Source organism: Streptomyces aureocirculatus, assembly GCF_000720475.1.
Classification (GTDB): domain Bacteria; phylum Actinomycetota; class Actinomycetes; order Streptomycetales; family Streptomycetaceae; genus Streptomyces; species Streptomyces aureocirculatus.
In genome coordinates, this window is record NZ_JOAP01000025.1 from 81,106 (window position 1) to 99,049 (window position 17,944).

The 17,944-nt window shown below is 70.8% G+C and carries 17 protein-coding genes; 2 read left to right on the forward strand and 15 right to left on the reverse strand.

Going from position 1 to position 17,944, the window contains the following annotated elements; translation table 11 throughout:
- Positions 1-16: 16 nt before the first annotated feature.
- From IG78_RS44245 to IG78_RS0123235, 3 genes are all read right to left on the reverse strand, one after another.
- Positions 17-709 (reverse strand): GAF and ANTAR domain-containing protein, encoded by a 693-nt coding sequence (locus IG78_RS44245; RefSeq protein ID WP_051852881.1) that lies wholly within the window; start codon positions 707-709, stop codon positions 17-19.
- Positions 710-796: 87 nt separating this feature from the next.
- On the reverse strand, positions 797-1,525 hold the full coding sequence (locus IG78_RS0123230; protein ID WP_030566281.1) for a GAF and ANTAR domain-containing protein: 729 nt from the start codon (positions 1,523-1,525) through the stop codon (positions 797-799).
- Complete coding sequence (locus tag IG78_RS0123235) at positions 1,522-2,265, reverse strand: GAF and ANTAR domain-containing protein (RefSeq protein WP_030566283.1); 744 nt, start codon at positions 2,263-2,265, stop codon at positions 1,522-1,524. Before IG78_RS0123235 ends, IG78_RS0123230 begins: the two co-directional genes overlap by 4 nt.
- 364 nt (positions 2,266-2,629) lie before the next feature.
- Here IG78_RS0123235 and IG78_RS0123240 point away from each other — a divergent pair, with 364 nt between their 5' ends.
- Both IG78_RS0123240 and IG78_RS0123245 read left to right on the forward strand, forming a co-directional pair.
- Positions 2,630-3,352 (forward strand): GAF and ANTAR domain-containing protein, encoded by a 723-nt coding sequence (locus tag IG78_RS0123240; RefSeq protein ID WP_211267711.1) that lies wholly within the window; start codon positions 2,630-2,632, stop codon positions 3,350-3,352.
- A gap of 440 nt (positions 3,353-3,792) precedes the next feature.
- Complete coding sequence (locus IG78_RS0123245; RefSeq protein ID WP_030566287.1) at positions 3,793-4,149, forward strand: STAS domain-containing protein; 357 nt, start codon at positions 3,793-3,795, stop codon at positions 4,147-4,149.
- 575 nt (positions 4,150-4,724) lie between these two features.
- Here IG78_RS0123245 and IG78_RS0123250 read toward each other — a convergent pair.
- From IG78_RS0123250 to IG78_RS0123305, 12 genes are all read right to left on the reverse strand, one after another.
- The gene (locus IG78_RS0123250; protein WP_030566289.1) at positions 4,725-5,519 is read right to left on the reverse strand and encodes a GAF and ANTAR domain-containing protein; all 795 of its coding nucleotides are present in this window, start codon (positions 5,517-5,519) and stop codon (positions 4,725-4,727) included.
- Positions 5,520-5,787: 268 nt separating this feature from the next.
- A complete protein-coding gene (locus tag IG78_RS0123255) occupies positions 5,788-6,906 on the reverse strand; it encodes a sensor histidine kinase (protein ID WP_030566290.1) in 1,119 nt (372 codons plus the stop codon).
- 71 nt (positions 6,907-6,977) lie between these two features.
- Positions 6,978-7,655: a response regulator gene (locus IG78_RS0123260; RefSeq protein ID WP_037685875.1), complete on the reverse strand. Its 678-nt coding sequence runs from the start codon at positions 7,653-7,655 to the stop codon at positions 6,978-6,980.
- A 149-nt stretch (positions 7,656-7,804) separates the two neighbouring features.
- Entirely contained in the window at positions 7,805-8,935 is a 1,131-nt protein-coding gene (locus IG78_RS0123265; protein WP_030566294.1) for a serine hydrolase domain-containing protein, read from the reverse strand.
- Between the two features lie 248 nt (positions 8,936-9,183).
- Positions 9,184-9,741 (reverse strand): hypothetical protein, encoded by a 558-nt coding sequence (locus IG78_RS0123270; RefSeq protein ID WP_030566295.1) that lies wholly within the window; start codon positions 9,739-9,741, stop codon positions 9,184-9,186.
- A 127-nt stretch (positions 9,742-9,868) separates the two neighbouring features.
- On the reverse strand, positions 9,869-10,711 hold the full coding sequence (locus IG78_RS52205) for a peptidase inhibitor family I36 protein (protein ID WP_030566297.1): 843 nt from the start codon (positions 10,709-10,711) through the stop codon (positions 9,869-9,871).
- Between the two features lie 548 nt (positions 10,712-11,259).
- The gene (locus IG78_RS0123280) at positions 11,260-12,378 is read right to left on the reverse strand and encodes a pyridoxal-phosphate dependent enzyme (RefSeq protein WP_225882167.1); all 1,119 of its coding nucleotides are present in this window, start codon (positions 12,376-12,378) and stop codon (positions 11,260-11,262) included.
- Positions 12,278-13,402: a GHMP family kinase ATP-binding protein gene (locus IG78_RS0123285; RefSeq protein ID WP_051852882.1), complete on the reverse strand. Its 1,125-nt coding sequence runs from the start codon at positions 13,400-13,402 to the stop codon at positions 12,278-12,280. The genes IG78_RS0123280 and IG78_RS0123285 overlap by 101 nt, the downstream gene beginning before the upstream one ends.
- A complete protein-coding gene (locus IG78_RS0123290) occupies positions 13,399-14,220 on the reverse strand; it encodes a Rossmann-like domain-containing protein (RefSeq protein WP_030566303.1) in 822 nt (273 codons plus the stop codon). Before IG78_RS0123290 ends, IG78_RS0123285 begins: the two co-directional genes overlap by 4 nt.
- Before the next feature lie 461 nt (positions 14,221-14,681).
- The gene (locus tag IG78_RS0123295; RefSeq protein ID WP_030566305.1) at positions 14,682-15,479 is read right to left on the reverse strand and encodes an ABC transporter ATP-binding protein; all 798 of its coding nucleotides are present in this window, start codon (positions 15,477-15,479) and stop codon (positions 14,682-14,684) included.
- On the reverse strand, positions 15,476-16,690 hold the full coding sequence (locus tag IG78_RS0123300) for a FecCD family ABC transporter permease (RefSeq protein ID WP_225882168.1): 1,215 nt from the start codon (positions 16,688-16,690) through the stop codon (positions 15,476-15,478). The genes IG78_RS0123295 and IG78_RS0123300 overlap by 4 nt, the downstream gene beginning before the upstream one ends.
- On the reverse strand, positions 16,680-17,717 hold the full coding sequence (locus IG78_RS0123305) for an ABC transporter substrate-binding protein (protein WP_030566309.1): 1,038 nt from the start codon (positions 17,715-17,717) through the stop codon (positions 16,680-16,682). The genes IG78_RS0123300 and IG78_RS0123305 overlap by 11 nt, the downstream gene beginning before the upstream one ends.
- Between the last annotated feature and the right edge of the window lie 227 nt (positions 17,718-17,944).

Here is a 17,944-nt window from a genome sequence, read left to right on the forward strand (position 1 = left end):
AGCGCCGGGGAGGGTTTCAGTCGAGCTGGTGGGTGTCGAGGACGTGTTCGGCGGTGTGGAGCAGGGGCTGGCTGTGGCGGAAGGAGTGGGCGCGCAGGCGGGCCAGGGCGTTGTCCGGAGTGAGTCCGTATTTGGCGGCGAGGACGCCGGCGGCCATGTGGACGGTGGGCGGGTAGCCCTGCGGTCCGCGTGCGGCAGGCCGGGACGGCGCGGTGGGCAGGTGGGGGTGCTCTTGCAGGGCGAGGAGGGCGAGGATGCCGGCGTAGGCGCCGGCCCGTTCCCTTTGCATCGTGGTGAACGGGACGGGCTCGCAGCGGTAGAGATCCATGGCTCCGATGGCCAGGTCGGCGATGATCAGGGGCAGGGCCAGGACACTGCGGGCTCCCTGCTCGGCGACGATGGGCGCGTAGATGGGCCATCGATCGCTCGCCAGGCGCAGGTCGGCTGCTTCGACGGTTTCGCGGTGGGTGAAGGCGTCGGTGCACGGGCCTTCCCCGGTGACCAACTGGGCGTCTTCCGCTGCTCTGGCCTGCTCGCTGGTGGCTGCGCCCAGCAGACGCAGTTCTCCGGCGGTGACCAGGGTGGCTCCGGCGAAGTCGGCGTGCAGGTCGTCGGCGCAGACCTGGCAGACGGTGGCGAGGGTGGGGCTGGCGGTGGTGGTTGCGGCGCTGAGGCGCTGCCAGGCCGCGGCGTGGTGGTCATGGTCCATGGGGTGTCCCTACAGCCGGGTCGGCGCCTACCAGGTGGCGGGAGGGACACGTCCTTCCGCCGGGGGCCGGGGCGGAGTGATGCGTGGTCAGGAGCGCTGCAGGGCGGAGGTGTCGAGCGTGCCGTCGATGAGCTCCCGGCACACTGCGGTGAGGGCCCGCTGTTGAGCACGGGCGTGGCGGCGCAGAGCGTCGAAGGCCTCGTCGGGATGGGTGTGCCAGCGTTCGGCGAGGATGCCCTTGGCCTGTTCGATGACGATGCGGCTGGACAGGGCGGACTGCAGTTGGGCACGTTCGATGTTGCCGTGCACGATGGTGCGGTGCTGCAGGATGGCGATGGTCGCCACATCCGCGAGGGCCTGCGCCACTCGGGCGTCGCTCTCGCTGAGGTGCTGTGCGCGAGTGTCGAAGAGGTTCAGTGCGCCTACGACCTGCTGACGCAGCCGCATCGGCAGGGCGTGGGTGGTGGCGAAGCCGGCCTGACGGGCACGCTGGGCGAAGCGCGGGAACCCGGCGGTCGCCACGGGGGAGTCCAGGGAGATGTTGAGCCGGGCGGTACCGCTGCGGCGGCACTCCACACACGGGCCCTGGTCGATCTGCAGAGCGAAAAGTTCGAGGAGCCGAGTGTGCTCGTCGGAGGCAGCGATCAGTTGCAGCTTGCCGCCCGGGTCGGCGAGCAGGACACCCACGGCCGAGACGTCCAGCAACTTGTTGCAGCGGTCGCACAACTGGTGCAGGAAGTCGATGAGGTCGAAGTTGTCGACGAGGGTGTCGACGGCCTCGACCATGGCCGCCAGCAGGTGCTCTTCACGTGTCATGGCCCTTCAGTCCCTTCGCCGGCAGGAATGTCCGGCCCCTTTTCATCATCTCTGAAGCTCAACCGCCTGCTCACCACGTCCTGAGCGACCTCCGTGAGGCTCCGCCCGTGCCGAAAGGCGTGGGTCCGCAGCCGCAGCAGGGCCTGGGCCAGCGAGATATCGGCTTGTACGCTGATCATGCCGCTGGCCTGGTGGACGGCGGCCCGGTAGAAGTCCGAGCCCTCTGTCGCCACGGCAAAAGCACTCTGCTGCGGGCTGCCCTCCACGATGAGGGCGGCCAGGGCGTTGGCCAGGAGCCAGGCATCGGTCACCGTGGCGTCCGGCAGCGGGCCGGGGGCGGTCTGCTGCAGGGTCAGCGTGCCCAGGCACGCGGAGCCGACGGACAGCGGAAAGCAGAAGACCGCACCGACCCCCAGCGCCGCCGCCTCCGGCAGCAGCGCGGGCCACCGCCCAGTTGGCACCCGTGCCAGGTCCGGTACCAGTACCGGCGCACAATAAAGGGCCGTTTCATGGCCCGGCCCCTGGCCCAACTCGTACTGCAGGTCCTCAAGCCGCGTGCTGGTCCCCTCGGTGGACCACAGCAGTTCGCCAAGGCCACTGTCGGTGGTGACGGAGACGGCGATGCCGTCCACCCGCAGCGCCTGTGCGCACAGCCGCGGATCGGCGCCGATCAGGCTCGTGTCACCGGCCGCGGGGTGCAGGCTTTCCAGCACAGCAGCCAAGTCGCTGTTGGCTCCCACCGCTCACCTCCTGCCTGCACGGCCCCCCTGCGAGGAACCCCGCGTTCTCTCGCGAGAAGCCTCCTGTGACACAGGGACGGAGACCCCTACCTCCACAGTCTAGGGAACTTCCGTCCCCACCTGGGGAAGCGCCGTCCGTTGTCCGCCAAACCCGTTGCGGCGCTCGTACGAGGCGTAAGCTGGAGTTAGCTGCCCTCAACAGGTGAGGTGGGACTTCGCCAACCAACTCCTGACATTGGCTTCCGATCGGGGCAGCATCGGCGGTGAATGCCGGAGATCGGACGCCCCTCATGGGCACCCACTACACGGCCGCACGCCCGCACGCTGTACCGGACCGCAGGTGAACGGCCCCCGGCCGGAGGCCGTGGCTCTCGCTGCCCGCTACGCGGACCAGACCCGTCCGGCCCACAGCATCGGCAAGGCGTGTCACGCTGCGCTGCGCGGCTCCTACTCGGTGGGAATGACCTTGGCGGCGGACGCCGCCCTGGCGCGAAGGGTGTCGCTGTGCGCCGTCGGCCCCCTTGCCGACCGCGGCGAAGCACTGCAGATCAACCTCGGAGAAGGCCCCTGCGTACAGGCCCTGCGCCAACGCGCACCGGTCCTCGCCGAGAACCTCGACGACCCCGACACCACCCACCAGTGGCCCGTCTACGCCAAAAGGGCCACAGCACACCACATCCACGCGGCTTTCGCCCTGCCCATCCTCCACGGCACCGATCCGGCACGCCAGGCCGGTCTCGTCCTCACCCTCTACCGCGACCGCCGCGGCCCCATGACCGACGCCGACCTGCGCGCCGCCCAGGACCACGCCGACGCCGCCGAGCTCCTGCTCCTGACCGCCCCGGGATCAGCCGACGGCGACCTCGCCCACGCCTGGCTCCTGCCCACCCATGCCGTCGTCCACCAGGCCATCGGCGTGATCAGCTACCGCCACACGATCACCACCGGCCAGGCGCTGGCCCTGCTCCGGGCCCACGCCCACACCCAGGACACCGACCTGACCACGCTCGCCCACGCCATCGTCCACGACCACCTCGTACTCCCCGAGAGCCCCGAGCCGCCTCCTTCCGGCTCCACGGACTGCTGACGCAAGCAACCGAGGCCGCTGAGCCCCGGGGTGCTGTCACCCGAAGAGGTGGCACCGGGGTGAGCGAAGGGGGGCGCGGGGCAACCTAGTGGTGAGGGCCGCCGATACCCCGACCGTTCCCCCACGGCAGCAGGTGGGGCGGCCCTCGCCTGCTCACCCGGACACGGGAGCCGGGCAGCGCACCCCGAACCGACCCCTCACCGGCGCCCCGTCCAGGACTTACCGGCTCCCCGCCAGGACGCACAACCTCAGACGTGTGACGCCCTTGGCCAGACATCACCCTCTCCGGCGCCCCCTACCACAGGGATGGCACGTCTCACAGGAGTTCGTCCCGACCTGTCTCCATGTGTGCGCTGCGGCTTTTAGGGTGAGGTGCCGACCAAGACCTCGTTGGCGATCCGGTCCTTTCAGGACACATCGCGCTCCGCCAAGCGAGGGTCATGCCCATTCCGACGCCGACGGCGTCCTGTATCGCATCCGTCCACGCACACGGCACCGCCCTGGTGGTCAGCCTGCGTGGCGAGATCGACGTCGCCACCGCCCCCGCCGTCACCGCCTACCTCGACACCCTGACGCACACCCACGCCGCCGAACTGCTGATCGACCTGCGCCAAGTCGTATTCATAGACGGTGCCGGAGTGCGTCTTCTGAACCGTGCACGCACCAGCGGACAGGGGCGGCTGCGCCTGATCTGTACACGCCCGATCATCCTGCGCCTGCTGCGCCATCCGAGCCTGCATCTGCACTTCGACATCCTGGACAGTCTCCCGCCACCGCCACCGCGGACAGCGAGCTGAAGCCCAGAGGGCGAACCGGTGCCGATCCGGCTTACGGGGCTGAATCGTGGTGTTGGCCTTGTACGTCGCGACCTCTAGGCTCTCGGACAGGGCGTCGGCAAGCCGCGGAGGAGCGGGCCGGCCCGCCTGGCCCCCCAGCCCCCGGGTCCGGAGACCACAGCGCGGCAAGGGAATGCCAGGCCCCCCTCCGTGATCGCTCGCGCTCAGCGAGCCTGGTCCCTCGTCCTTTCGGCTCGCCCAGGGCGGGCGACTCCCGCGCGCTCCGCCCGGCCGCAAGGACGTCCCGGTGCGAGTCTCCCGCCGAGGGGAGAGGCTGGAGACTTGCGCCACGGGGCCGCCGTCCCCGAACACAACGGGACGGTGGCCCCCCCGCGACTTTCCACGGCACTGGAAGCGGGACCCTGGGGTGACCGCCACCTGCGGACGTACTGCCAAGGCTCCGGTGACTGGTGCCGCTCACCGGGCGGCTCCGAAGGCCTGGGGTGGGGTCAAGGTCAGGGACGTGCTGGACAACGCCGGCCGCCTCGCCGAGAAGCTCCCCTCGATGCCGCCGACGCAGACGTCGAAGCCCGCTTTCAGGGCTGGCTGGAGGTCTTGTCGGTGGGCGGGGGGAGGGTGGTGGTGCCGTCGACGATGTCGTGTGCGAGGTCGGCCAAGCGCATCTGGTGGTGCCGGGCGTGGGCGCGCAGTCGGCGGAAGGCGGTGTCGGGGTCGGTCTGGTGGCGGGCGGTGAGGAAACCTTTGGCCTGTTCGATGATGGTGCGGGTGACCAGGGCCGTTTCGAGTTGGGCGCGTACGGTGCGGTGCTGGTCGAGGGTGGTCTGCTGGAGCAGGGAGATGGCGGTGGCATCCGCCAGGGCCCGGGCCAGGTGCCGGTCGGCTTCCGGCAGCGGGCCGGGGGTGCGGCGGAAGAGGTTGAGTACGCCGATGGTCGCTTTGCGCAGCCGGATAGGCGTGGCGTGCACGGAGGAGTAGCCGGCGTGGTGGGCGCGGGGGGTGAAGCGTGGCCAGCGTGGTGAGGTTCTGTCGTCGATGGCGTGGTCGACGGGGACGGCCTCGTGGAAGGCTGTGTAGCAGGGGCCTTCGCTGGCGTCGAGTTCGAAGAGTTCGACGAGGCGGACTTGCTCGGAGGAGGAGGCGACCAGGTGCAGAGGCTGGTCGGGCAGGGCCAGCATGACGCCGGCGTCACCGATGTCGAGCAGGTCCATGCAGTGTTCGGCGACGCGGTAGAAGAACTCGGCGGGGTCGAAGTCATCGACCAGGGTGTCGGCCAGGTCGATCAGCGCGGCGGTGATCCGGGCCTCGCGCGTCAGGCCGGACGGTCCGTTCGCCGAAGGCGGTTCCGGCGAGGGCAAAGGCGTGCTGGGCATGGCGGCCTCCAGTCGTGGAAGGGTCGGCGACCGAGGCCGGAAGCACGCTACGGGGGCTGGGTGGAATACCACCCGGCGAGGGGCTGACCTGTCCGCCAAGCTACTCCCCGGCAGAACAACGAAACAGCCACACGGCGCCTTTCACATATGCCTCCCACAGGTGACACCCCGCTCAGTTCGGCTCGTGGCGCCGCCCCGAAGCGCACACAGCCTCGATCCGACCTGCCGCAGTTGTCCGTTCGGGTGGTGTTCGGGTGATCGCTCGGTGTCACGGCGCCTCGGCGTCGGTCGGGATGTCGAGCATGACGCGGTATCCGCCGTCGGGCAGCGGGCCCGCGGTGAAGGAGCCGTGCAGGAGTTCGGCGCGTTCGGCCAGGCCGATCAGGCCCTGGTGGGAGCTCGGCAGGGGCAGTGGGGGACGGCTCGGCCGGGTGTTGGTGATCACGACGCCGAACCCGGTGTCGTGCTGGAACAGGTGGACGGCCGCGGTGGCGCCGGGAGCGTGCTTGCGGACGTTGGTGAGGGCTTCCTGCACGGTGCGGTAGACGGTGCGCTGCGCGGTCGTGGCGATGTCCGCGGGGAGTCCGCCCGTCAGGGTCGCCCGGATCGCGCTGTCGGCGACCAGTTTGCGCAGGTCGGCCAGAGTGGGCTGAGGGGTGAGTTCCGTGGTGCTTCCGGTGGCGGCCCGTAGCAGCGTGACCATGTGACGCAGTTCGTCGAGGGTGTCGACGCTGAGCGAGCGGATGGTGCGCGCCGCCTCCTGGGTGTCGGGGTCCGGGCCCGCCACCTGGAGCGCTCCCGCCCGTACCGCGATCAGACTGACCTGGTGGGCGACGACGTCGTGCATCTCCCGGGCGAGCTGGGCGCGTTCACGGGCCACGACCGCCTGGGCGTGCAGCAGGCGTTCGTGTTCACGCGCCTCCTCGATCTCCGCCAGGCGCAGGGACAGGTCCCGGCGCGCCTGGATGAGCTGCCCGAGGAGGACGGGCGCGGCGGCGGTGGCGAGCAGATAGCCGAAGTACACCAGGGTCCACGTGCTGTGGGTCTCGCCATGGGTTTCGGCGAGGCTGGACAGCGGTCGGGGGACGGACGACGCGGCCGCGGAGGCGACGGCGCACGCGGCGAGCATACGGCGATTGCGGGAGCGCTCGGCCACGGTGTACAGCGCGACGACCGAGGCGGCCTGCACGTCCAGTACCAGGCTGGCCAGGATGGTGACCGCGAACACCGTCAGGGGCAGGCGACGGCGGACGAAGAGCGCCCCGCAGGCGAGGGCACCGACGGCCAGGACCAGGGCGGCGGTGTCCGCCACGCCCTGCTCCAGGTTCCACCAGACGTCGAAGGCGGCCAGTGCCACCAGCACGGTGTCGACAGCCCAGGCGGGCACCTTCTTCCCGGCGGCGGCCTTCTTCCCGGCGGCGGCCTTCCGCCAGGCGGTGTCCTTCCGCCAGGAGGCGGTCACCGGCAGTCCCCGCCGTCCTCGCCGCCCCGGTCCGCCAGCAGCCCCGCCCGCTGGGCGAGGAGCGCCGCCTGGACGCGGCTGCTCACCCGCAGCTTGGCGAGGATCGCGCTGACGTGGTCCTTGGTGGTGCCCGCGCTGAGATGGATCCGGGTGCCGATCTCCCCGTTGGACAGACCCTCGGCGATCAGGAGCAGCACCTGGCGTTCCCGGTCCGTCAGGTCCTTGATACGGGCCACGCCCTGATCGGCCGCCGCGGCCGCCGCCGGGTGGCCGCGCAGGACGGCGTGGGAGGCCTTCGGTGACATGACGACGCCGCCGGCGGCCAGTGTGCGTACGAGCTGCGCGAGGAGCGTGGGGTCGGTGTCCTTGAGCAGGAAGCCCGCGGCGCCGCGGCGCAGCGCCGTCAGGACGTACTCGTCGGTGTCGAACGTCGTCAGCATGGCCACCGCGGGCCGTTGGGGCAGCGCCCGTACGGAGCGCAGCACGGTGAGTCCGTCGACGTCCGGCATGCGGATGTCGAGCAGCAGGACATCCGGGCCCTCGCGGCGCACCGTGTCGACCGCGTCGGCGCCGTTCGCCGTGGCGACGACCTGGATGTCCTCGGCGGAATTGAGGATCATTTCGAACCCGGACCGGACGAGTGCCTCGTCGTCCACGACCACTACCCGGATCACGTGTGTTCCTCCGTACCGTGCTGGGGTCTGTCCTGCTGAGGCTATGCCTCCGCCGACGACGGAGCGCCGCGGCGGGCCCGGCGGCCAGCCGGTCCCTGGCAGCGGGCGGTCCCTGGCATCGGCCGGTCCCCGTCAGCGACCGGTCCCTGTCAGCGGAGGTCGCGGATGAGGGTGCGCAGGACGGAGTCCACCTTCGCCTCCTTGAACTCCTCCGAGCCGACCAGCAGGGTCACGGCACGCCTGCCGTCGTCGGTGACGGCGTTCCTGAGCTTGTGCCCGGTCTCCATGAAGCCGCTGTGCCCCCAGGTGACGAGGCCCGGGGTGTGCTCTGCGCGTTCGACCCCCAGGCCGTAGCGGGCGCCCCGCACGGTGGGGTCAGGAACGGTTCGCTTCATCTGCGCGAGCTGGGCAGGGGCCAGCAGCTTGCCGGACATCAGGGCGGACCAGAAGGCGGTCACGTCGGCACCGGTGGAGACCAGGGCACCCGACGCGTCGGACCCGGAGACGTTCCACTCCGTCCAGTCAAGGAGCTTCCCGGACCGCTTCACATAGCTTCGCAGGTCCGGCTTGGGGAGCGTGGTGCGGTCGCCGGGCCAGTAGGTGTGGCGCAGCCCGAGGGGCTTGACGATCCGCTGCTCGATCTCGGTGCCGATGCTGCGGCCTGTGACCTTCGTGACGATCAGGCCCGCCAGGTTGTAGTTGGTGTTGGAGTAGGAAAAGGGCTTCTCCTCGGGCGGGGGCAGGGTCAGCGCCTGCTTGACCGTCCGCAGGGGCCCGACGTGGTGCCAGCGGTGCGCGGTCTCGTTCTCCCAGAACGGCGCCTCCAGGTAGTCGGGCAGGCCACTGGTGTGCTGAAGGAGCTGCCGGATCGTGATCTTGCGGCCGTCGTAGTGCTCGGTGCGGATCAGGCCGGGCAGATGCCGGTCGACGGTGTCATCGAGCTTGAGCTTCCCTTCACCGACGAGTTGCAGCACCACTGTGGCCACCCAGGTCTTGGTGTTGCTCGCGATACGGCTGTGCTCGTTGCCGACGGCCTTGCGGCCCGTCTTCAGGTCGGCGAGGCCCACACCGCTCTTCAGAACGCCGCAGCGCGGACTCTTCACCGTCACGCTCATCCCCGACGCGCCGACACCCTTCAGGGCTTTCAGCGCCTTCTGGACGGGCTCGGTGTCACACCGAGGGGCCGCGTCGGGCGCCGCCGATGCCGCCGACGCGGCAGGAACCGTCACCAGAGAGGCCGTGAACGCCAAAGCCGCGACCACACTCGTCCTACGTCGCATGATGTCTCCTTCGCCAAGATCGATACGTCGATCCTCGGACGGAACCGTGCGACGGGGTATCCGCCGGATGTCCGGACCGCACCCGCCGATCGGCGGGCGTACGCCGTGACCGGACCGGCGGCAAGGGACACGGACGGCAAGGAGCGCGGATGGCAAGGGGTGCGGACGGCGAGGAACGCGGAAACGGGCCCGGGAGCGCGGGGTGGGTGCGCTCTCGGGCCCGCCGGGGGGCAGTGCGGCGAGGGGGGTCAGTGCAGCAGCGCGGAGCCGTTCACCTGCTGCGTTATCGCACCCTTGCCGTCGTCGGCGATGTCGTAGACGACCGTCGAGTCCGTCGACCACCAGAGGTTCTTGTCGTAGTCGGCCGCCGGTGCATCACAACGGTTCGGCGGGTTCTCGTAGTCGTCCTCGTTGCCGGTGTAGTCGACGTGCTTGTTCACGAGGTCCGTCAGGTCGCAGGTCCGGTACGTGATGACCTTGTCCTCGTCGAGCGGCGGCTGGGGCGCCTTGCGCGCTTCGATCCGCGTCTTGATGACGAAGCTGGTGAACCGCTTCTCGTCCAGGTGTCCTTGCGGGTCGACGGGGCGCCAGGAGGTGAAGCTGTGACCGGTGACCTTGCTGCCGGTGATGTCCGCGCAGTTCTTCACGTAGAAGGTCAGGTCGGGCCTCGGCCCCGGAGTCGTCACGCTGAAGTCGTTCTTGACGGGGTCGGTGCACGATTCCGCCGCGTGCGCGGGCGCCGCGAGCACGACGCCTCCGGCCAGGACGCTGACCGCGATCGCGGCACTGGAAATCGACTTACGCATGGTTGTGCGCCTTTCGGTACGGCTTGTCTGTCTTATGTGTCTTGTGTGTCTTGTGGGTCGTCTCATGCGTCTCGTACGCCAGGGGTCGCACTGTCAGTGACCGGTGGCGTCGCGGAGTCGGTGCCGCTCAGGCGCGCCGGACCTCGAAGTAGTCGACCTTGTCGTTCCAGTTGCCGCCGCCCGGGTAGCCGAGCCGCTTGAAGTTGGGGTAGCTGCTCGCCTTCGTGACGCTTCCGGCCTTGAGCCTCCTGACCCGGTCCGCCGTGGGCCAGGTGCGCGAGTCGGTGATCTTCGCGTCGCCGTAGTTGAGGGACCAGTGCATGACCCGGTAGTAGACGGAGCTCAGCTTGTTCTGCATGCCGTAGCTCTTGAGCTTCTTCGTGCCGTCCTCGGAGAACCGGAGGATCTTGCCCTTGTGGTTGGCCTTCTGATAGAGGCACCAGTAGTCGACGACGCACCGGCTCGGCAGCCTGAGCATCGCACCGGGCGCGGCGTCCGCCCGCAGGGTCGCCTGGCGGGTCGCGGCCGGGAGCTTCGGGTCGGCCAGGGCCTCTTCGTCCGTGTCGTAGCAGTGCACTTCCCCGCCGGGGAGCTCGGTGCAACTGGTGGCACCCTCCCAGGACTCGGCGAGGTTGATCTTGCGGCCCTTGTAGTCGGCGATGACCGGTCCGGCGGGCGCTTCCGCACCCGGTTCGCCCGCGGGCGGATTCCCCGACGGGCCGTCGGGCTTGTCCGTCGGGTCCTCGGACGGCTCCTCGGCGGGCTCCTCGGACGGCTCGTCCGTGGGCTCCTCGGTCGTTTCGTCCGTGGGCTCGTCCGTCGGCTCCTCGACCGACTCCTCCGGCGGCGTCGTGGTGGTGGCCGTCGGCTCGGGAGCCGGATCGGCCGCGTGTACCACCGCACCGCTGGTGAGCATCAGCGCGGCGGCCGAGGTGGTGACGACGAACAGAGAGGTCAACGGTTTGCGCATCAAGGAGTGTTCTCCGGGGGGTGTGATGGGTGTGCGGCCGCTCTTCACCGCGCCCTGCACGCGTCGAGCACCTGGACCTGGCTCCGGCAAACGCCTTCGCTCCCGCTACGGGACAGGGCGTTACCCTTGCAACTCCGAGTGGGTGGACCGCGAGCCGGTGACGGCAGCAGTGGGGGGTAATTGGACGGATTTACAGGGCGGGTGTGTCAGAGGGTCGAGAAGGTGCCGTCGAGGCTGCGCGAGATGCGTTTGCTCGACTTTGCGATCACAGTCTCAGTCTTTCGCCGCTGTGAATCTAGAGCCCTCGGGGCGGCTGGCCTGAAGTTGCCTGTGCCCGGAATGTTCCTTCTTCGGCAACTGCTGGTGGGGCGTGATGTGTGGCTGGTGTGGTGATGGCGAAACGGAAGGGTGAATGACCCTCTCCGTCCGCGGGAATGGCCGGTTTGCATGCCCTCGTCGCCACTCCAGGGTCTCCAGCAGGAACACCGCCGCGTGACAGAACCCCGGCCCCAGGCGGTCTCCCTGCCCCAGGCGGCCCCCCCCCGGCCCTAGGCAGGCTCCTTCGCCGCCCCCGCGTCCGTCCCCACGGACGCCGGTGCCGGGGCCGGGGCGCCGTTCCACTCCATGCGGGTCCAGGGCATGGCGAGATCGTCCAGGGACGACACCGTGCGGGGCGCCAGGTCGTCCAGGTCGGCGGCTTCCCGGTGGCGGGCGAAGACCGTGTCGACGTAGCGGTGGCCGGTGTCGGGCGCGATGAACACCGTGGTGCCGCCCGGCTCCCGGGCGTGTTCCCAGCGGGCCGCGGCATAGCCAGCGCCCGTGGACAGGCCCGCGAACACCGCGTGCCGCCGCAGCAGTTCGACGCTGCCGCTCAGGGCGGTGTGGAACGACAGCCAGTGGACGGTGTCGTACGCGGTGTGCGTCACGTTGCCGAACGGGATCGAGCTGCCGATCCCGGCGATGATGATCTCCGGGTCGGCCACGTGCTCGCTGCCGAAGGTGACACTGCCGAACGGCTGCACACCCGCGAGCCGCACCGGACCCGCGCCGCCCGCGCCGTCAGTGCCGTCCGCCCCGCCCGCCCCGTCCGAGCGCACCTCGCGCAGATAGCGGGCGAGCGCACCCGTCGACGCGCCCGAACCCACCCCGCCGACCAGCGTGAGCGGCGAGCCGTCCACCGGGGCCGCCGCGTGGATCCGCTCGGCGATCGCGCGGTAGCCGAGGTAGTGGACGTCGTCGTGGTACTGCCGCATCCAGTGGTACTCGGGGTGCGCCCGCAGGATCTCCCGGACCCGGGCCACCCGCCGCTTCTGGTCCAGCCTCAGGTCGGAGCTCGGCGGCATCTGCTCCAGGTGGGCGCCGAGTACCGCCAGTTGGGTGCGCAAGGTGTGGTCGACGGTGGTCGAGCCGATGATGTGGCAGCGCATTCCGTAGCGGTGGCAGGCGAGGGCGAGGGCGTACGCGTAGATGCCGCTGGAGCTGTCCAGGAGGGTGTCGCCGCGGCGTACCTTGCCCGATTCGAGCAACTGCCGGACCGCCGCGAGCGCCGACACCACCTTCATGGTCTCAAAGCGCAGGCAGATGAGCCGGTCGTCGACACGTATCAGGTCGGGGCGGCCGATCGCTTCCGTTATGTGCTCGTCCGCTTCCGCCATGTGCGTGTCCATGCAGGGGCTCCTCGCTGGTCAGTGGGTTCGGGGAGGGGTTCGGGGAGGGGATCAGGAAAGGGGGCACGGTGTGCGCCGCCGTGCCGAAGGTGTACGTGGCCGGGATGCCCGCGGCCGAGAGGGCACGGGAGCAGCGGCCGATGCGCCCGCGCAGGTCCGGTGCCGCCGGGTCGAAAAGGAGCCCTGCCACATTGCCGCTGTGCGCCACCTGCACACCGACCGCGCCGACCCGGTTCGCGATGGCCACGAGCTCCCCGAACTCCTCGTGCGCGAGGACGCGTTGGCCGCGGCGGGCGCTCTCGGTCGCGACCCGGCCGAGCAGCGTCGGGTCGGCGGTGGCGACGGCCCGCCGCAGCAGGGCGCGCAGCTTTTCGTAGGCGCGTACGTCCTCGGTGTCGTACGCGCGGGTCGAGAGGGCGAGGGTGTCCACGGGGCGGCCGCCGCCGAGCGCGCAGCCGACGACGAGCGCGGGCGGCAGCGCGGCCCCCAGCTCCTCAAGGACCCGGCCCTCGCGCTGGGCGAAGAGCAGTGGGCGGCCGTCCAGCATCAAGGGGTCCGACGCCCGCTCGGCGCGCACCGCGAGCCGTGCGACGGCCTCGGGCGCGAGGCGCACGCCGAACGCGTCGGCGACCGCGCGTACCGCCGCGATCACATCACTGCTCGACGAGCCCATGCCGAGCCCCACGGGAATGTTCCCCGAGAGCCGCAACTCGCCTCCGCGCAGGGGCATCTGACGTTGCGTCGCACACTCGGCCATGGCGTACGTGGCAGCCCGCAGGGCCTTCGTACGGTCGGCCGGGGTCACCGTGATGTCCTCGGTTCCCGGGCGGCGTACGAACTCCGCGCGGGTGCCGAGGGACGGCATCGGCAGGGTGACGAGACCGGCTCGGCGCCGCCCGTGCTCGTCGAGGAAAACGCCTTGCAGGATCTCGCCGTGGTGGCAGGCGGCCCGCCCGGTGCCGACGCCGGTCTCGGCGTCGGCGTGGGCACCGGCCTGGGCCTCGGTCGACGGCGGGGGTGTCACGATCCCCCCTTCTCGCGCGGCGTCGCCCGGTACCGGTACAGGGCCGTCGGCTCCGCGCTGAACTGCGAGAACGGGAAGGGCTCCGCGGACAGCGCGGTCACCCCCGCTCCCAGGAACGCCCGTGCCACCGCGCTGCCGGACTGCGCGTACACGATCAGCGGTACGTCACGCTCGCGGCAGCGGGCCAGGATCGTGTCGAAGGTGCCGTTGCTGAGGGTCATGCCGGTGGCGACGACGGCGTCGGCGGCGTCGAGCACTTCGTGCATGTTGCGGCTGACGGGGTCGCCCCACTGGGTCGTCCGCAGGTTGAAGTCGCACGGCAGCGGTTCGCCGCCGCGCTCCCTGATGGCCGCGACCAGCGGGTTGACGACACCTATCAGCGCGACCTTGGCCCCCTGGGGGATGTCGAGGAGACCCGCGATGGCGGTGTCCCGTGCCACCGCGCGGACCTCGGGCGGGCCCGCGGGCAGCGTCACGGGTTCGGCGTCCTCGGCGTCCCTGTGCGGTCGCGTCGCCGCCAGGTAGGCGTCGAGCGCGGCCATGGCGAGCGGGCGTGGCGCCTCCCGCAGCAGCGTGGCCAGCGGGCTGCCGGAGGCGTCCTTACATATCTCCGGGTCGATCTCGCCCGCCTCGAAGGCGCAGCCGCCGAAGGACGCGCCCACGCGGGTGAGGACGTACTGGTTGAGGTAGGTGACGTTGCCGCCCGCGAGGCGGGTGCCGTGATGGATCCAGAACACGCTGGTCGCCGTCAACTCGGCCGGGTCGGGCCCCAGTTCGCCGTCCAGCACGGCGGTAAGCAGGTCATCGACGGTCTTCATGCCAGGTCTCCTTGGGGGGTGTGGTTGCGCCCCTGCCGGGGCCAGGTTGGTTGGGGGTGTGGGCCGCGCCCCACAGGGGCGCGGGGAACTGCGCGCCCAGCCGAAGAAATGCCGCGGACGCGTCTGCCGAGTAAGCACGCAGTTGCGTCTGCGGGTTGTGGTGCGCTGGGCGCGCAGTTCCTCGCGCCCCTGTCGGGGGCGGGTTGTGTGCCCCGCGGGGGCGGGAAAAGTGCTGGGGACGCGTTTGCCGGGTAGGCGCGCAGTTGCGTCTGCGGGTTGTGGTGCGCTGGGCGCGCAGTTCCTCGCGCCCCTGTCGGGGTCGGGTTGTGTGCCCCGTGGGGGCGTGGGGAAGTGCTGCGGACGCGCCTGCCGGGTAGGCGCGCAGTTGCGTCTGCGGGTTGTGGTGTGCTGGGCGCGCAGTTCCTCGCGCCCCTGTCGGGGCGCGCCCCCGCTGCTGTCCATCAGCTCTCCTGCGGGGCAGGGACGAGGTGCCCGGGGGCGACGCCGCGATAGGTCACCGCCAGGTGGCCGAGCGCGTCGGGCCCGGTCACCGCGTCCACCTCGAAGACCTCGGCGAGCAGCCGCGGCGTCAGAACGTCCCGCGGCCCCCCCGCGGCGACCAGCCTGCCCCCGTGCAGCAGCAGCAGCCGATCGCAGTAGCGGGCGGCGAGCGACAGGTCGTGCAGGGCGATCAGGACGGTCTGGTCGGTGCTCGCGAGCAGGCCGAGCAGTTCCAACTGGTGTTTCACATCGAGGTGGTTGGTCGGCTCGTCGAGCAGGATCGCGTACGGCTGCTGGGCGAGCGCCCGCGCGATGTGGGCGCGCTGACGCTCACCGCCCGACAGCGCCTTCCAGGGGCGCTCGCGCAGCTCGGTGAGGCCGAGTCGGGCAAGCGCGGCGCCGACCACGGCCCGGTCCCGCGCGTCGAGGCCGCGCCACCGGTCGCCGAACGGGGTCCGGCCGAGGCCCACGACATCGGCGACCCTGAGGTCGCTGTCGGTGTCGGCGGCCTGCTCCACGAACGCGACGTGCCGGGCGACGCGGCGCTTGCTCCAGCCCCGGATCGGTTCACGGTCGTACGCGACGGACCCCGCCGTCGGCGTACGCAGTCCCGCGAGACAGCGCAGCAGCGACGACTTGCCGGAGCCGTTGGGGCCGATCAGCCCGACCGTCTCGCCGGGGGCGATGTCCAGGCCCACGTCGGCGACGATCCGCCGGCCCGCGACCGACCACGTCAGGCCCTCCGCGGTGATCCTCACAGCTCCCCCCTCCTACGCAGCACCAGCAGGAACAGCGGTACGCCGAGCAGCGCCGTGAACACCCCGACGGGCACCTCCTGCGGTGCGAACGCCACCCGCGCCAGGGCGTCCGTCCACACCAGGAACACCGCCCCGACCAGCGCCGACAGCGGAAGCAGCAGCCGGTGCAGCGGTCCCACAAGGAACCGCACGCCGTGCGGCACGATCAGGCCGACGAAGCCGATGGCACCCACGGACGCCACCGCCACCGCCGTCATCAGGGACGTCACCACGAGCAGCGTCCAGCGCGTGGTCCGCACGTCGACGCCGAGCGACGACGCCGTGTCCGCACCGAACGAGAAACCGTCCAGGGCGGCCGAGCTGAGCCAGAGGACCAGCAGGCCCACAGTTGTCACCACGGCCGTCACCGCCGTCGTGTCCCAGCGCGCCGGAGCCATCGAACCGAGCAGCCACTGCGTGATCGCCCGGATCGCCTCCGCGTCACCGGACGCCATCAGGACGAGCGAGGTGAGCGCCGTGAACAGTTGCGACACCACCACCCCGGTGAGGACCACCCGTACCGAGTCCAGGCCGCCCTTGCGAAGGAGCAGCATCAGCAGCGCGAACGACACCGTCGCGCCCACGAACGCGCCGCCCGTCACCCCCAGCGAGGCCGAACCGACCCCGAGCACCACGACGGTGACCGCCCCCGTGGACGCGCCCGACGAGATGCCGAGCAGATACGGATCGGCGAGGGCGTTGCGCGTGATGGCCTGGAGCGCCGCGCCGCACACCGCGAGCGAGGCGCCCACCAGGGCGGCCATCAGGACGCGCGGCACCCGCAGCTCCCAGATCAGCGAGTCCACGAGCCGCGGCAACGGCTCGACGTCGAGTCCCAGATGGAACCCGGCCGTGCGCACCACGTCCGCGTACGAGACATCGGTGGTGCCGATGCGGACGGAGGCGACGAGGGAGAGGAGGAGGACGAGGCCGGTGAGGAGGTAGAGGCCACCGGTGGAGAGCCGACGGGAGGGGTGGGGCGCGTCCCTGCCATCGGCCCCGGGCACCCCGGGCACCTCAGATACCCCGGGCGCCTCGGGCACCTCGGGCACTGTCCCCGTGGCCGGGGCCCCGCCCCGGGCCGAGGGGTGCAGCAGGTCCGCGACGGCGGCGTCGCGGACGGCGGCGGCTGCGGTGTGCGTGGCCCGGGTGGTGTCCGGGCTAGCGGACATACCCGAGGTCCTTCATCCCGGAGGTGAGCCGCGGCAGCGCGTTGACCGTGCGGACCGAGGGGTCCATCTCGGTGCCCGGGATCTCGATGAACCGCTTCTTCTCGACGGCGGCCAGCTTGGACATCACCGGGTTCGCGCGGATCGCCTTGAGCTTGTCGGCGGCGCTGTCGCCGGGCTTGCCGCGTTCGGACAGGTCACCGATGACGAGGAAGTCCGGGTCGCGCTCGGCGATCTGCTCCCAGGTCACGGTCGGCCAGTCCTCGTCGATGTCGTCGAAGGCGTTCTTCGCGCCGACGGTCCGGCTCATCTCGCTGGGGATCGCGCTCCGCCCCGCCACGTAGGGGGTGTCGCCGTACACGGAGTACAGCCAGACGACCGTCGGCTCGTCCTTGACCTTGTCCGCCGTCTTCGCCGCGGTGGCGAGAGTGGCGCGCTGGTCCTTGACGAGCTTCGCGGCGCGCTTCTCGGCGCCGAAGATCCGGCCGAGGTCGGTGTAGTCCTGGAAGAGCAGCTCGAAGGGGGACTTCGTCTTCTTCCCCGTACCGGAGCCCGCGGTGTTCTGCTTCGGGCAGTCCACGGCGCTCACGAACGACGGCAGGCCGAGGTCGGCGAGTTCCTCGCGGGTGCCCACGCGGTCCTTGGTGAAGTAGTCGGTGAAGCCGCCGATGGTGAAGTCCGGGGTGGCGGCCCGCAGTTGCTCACCGGTGAGGATCTTCGGGCTGAGCACGTCGACCTTGGCGTACGCGGTCCGGTACTCCGGCGCGATCTTCGTCTTGAGGTTGGACGTGCCGGCCATGCGGTCCTCCAGGCCGAGTTCGAGCAGTACTTCGGTGGAGGACTGGTCGAGGGCGACGGTGCGCTCGGGCGGCCCGTCGAAGCTCAGCTTCCGGCCGCAGCTCGTGACGGTCGTCTCCCGGCCACCGCCCGCCTTGTCGTCCGACGCGGAGCCGGAGCCGGAGGACGAACAGCCGACGGCCGTCAGGGCGAGGGTCAGGGCGGCTATGCCGAAGCGGGCTGGGTGACGCATGGGACCTCCGGTCTCGGGTGGGACGCGATAAGGGTACTGTAATGGCAATCATTTTCATTAATGGTTCCCGGGGTGCCCTTCGGCGGGCGGTGGCTGCGCGCAGGGCTCCGCCAACTCCCCATCGCCGGGGGCGAATTGGGTGTCCCACCGGGACCGCATAACGATTTCGAGATCCGTACGGAGCCCCTGCGGGGGCCTGTGCGGACGGCAGGAGAGGAGTACGTCAC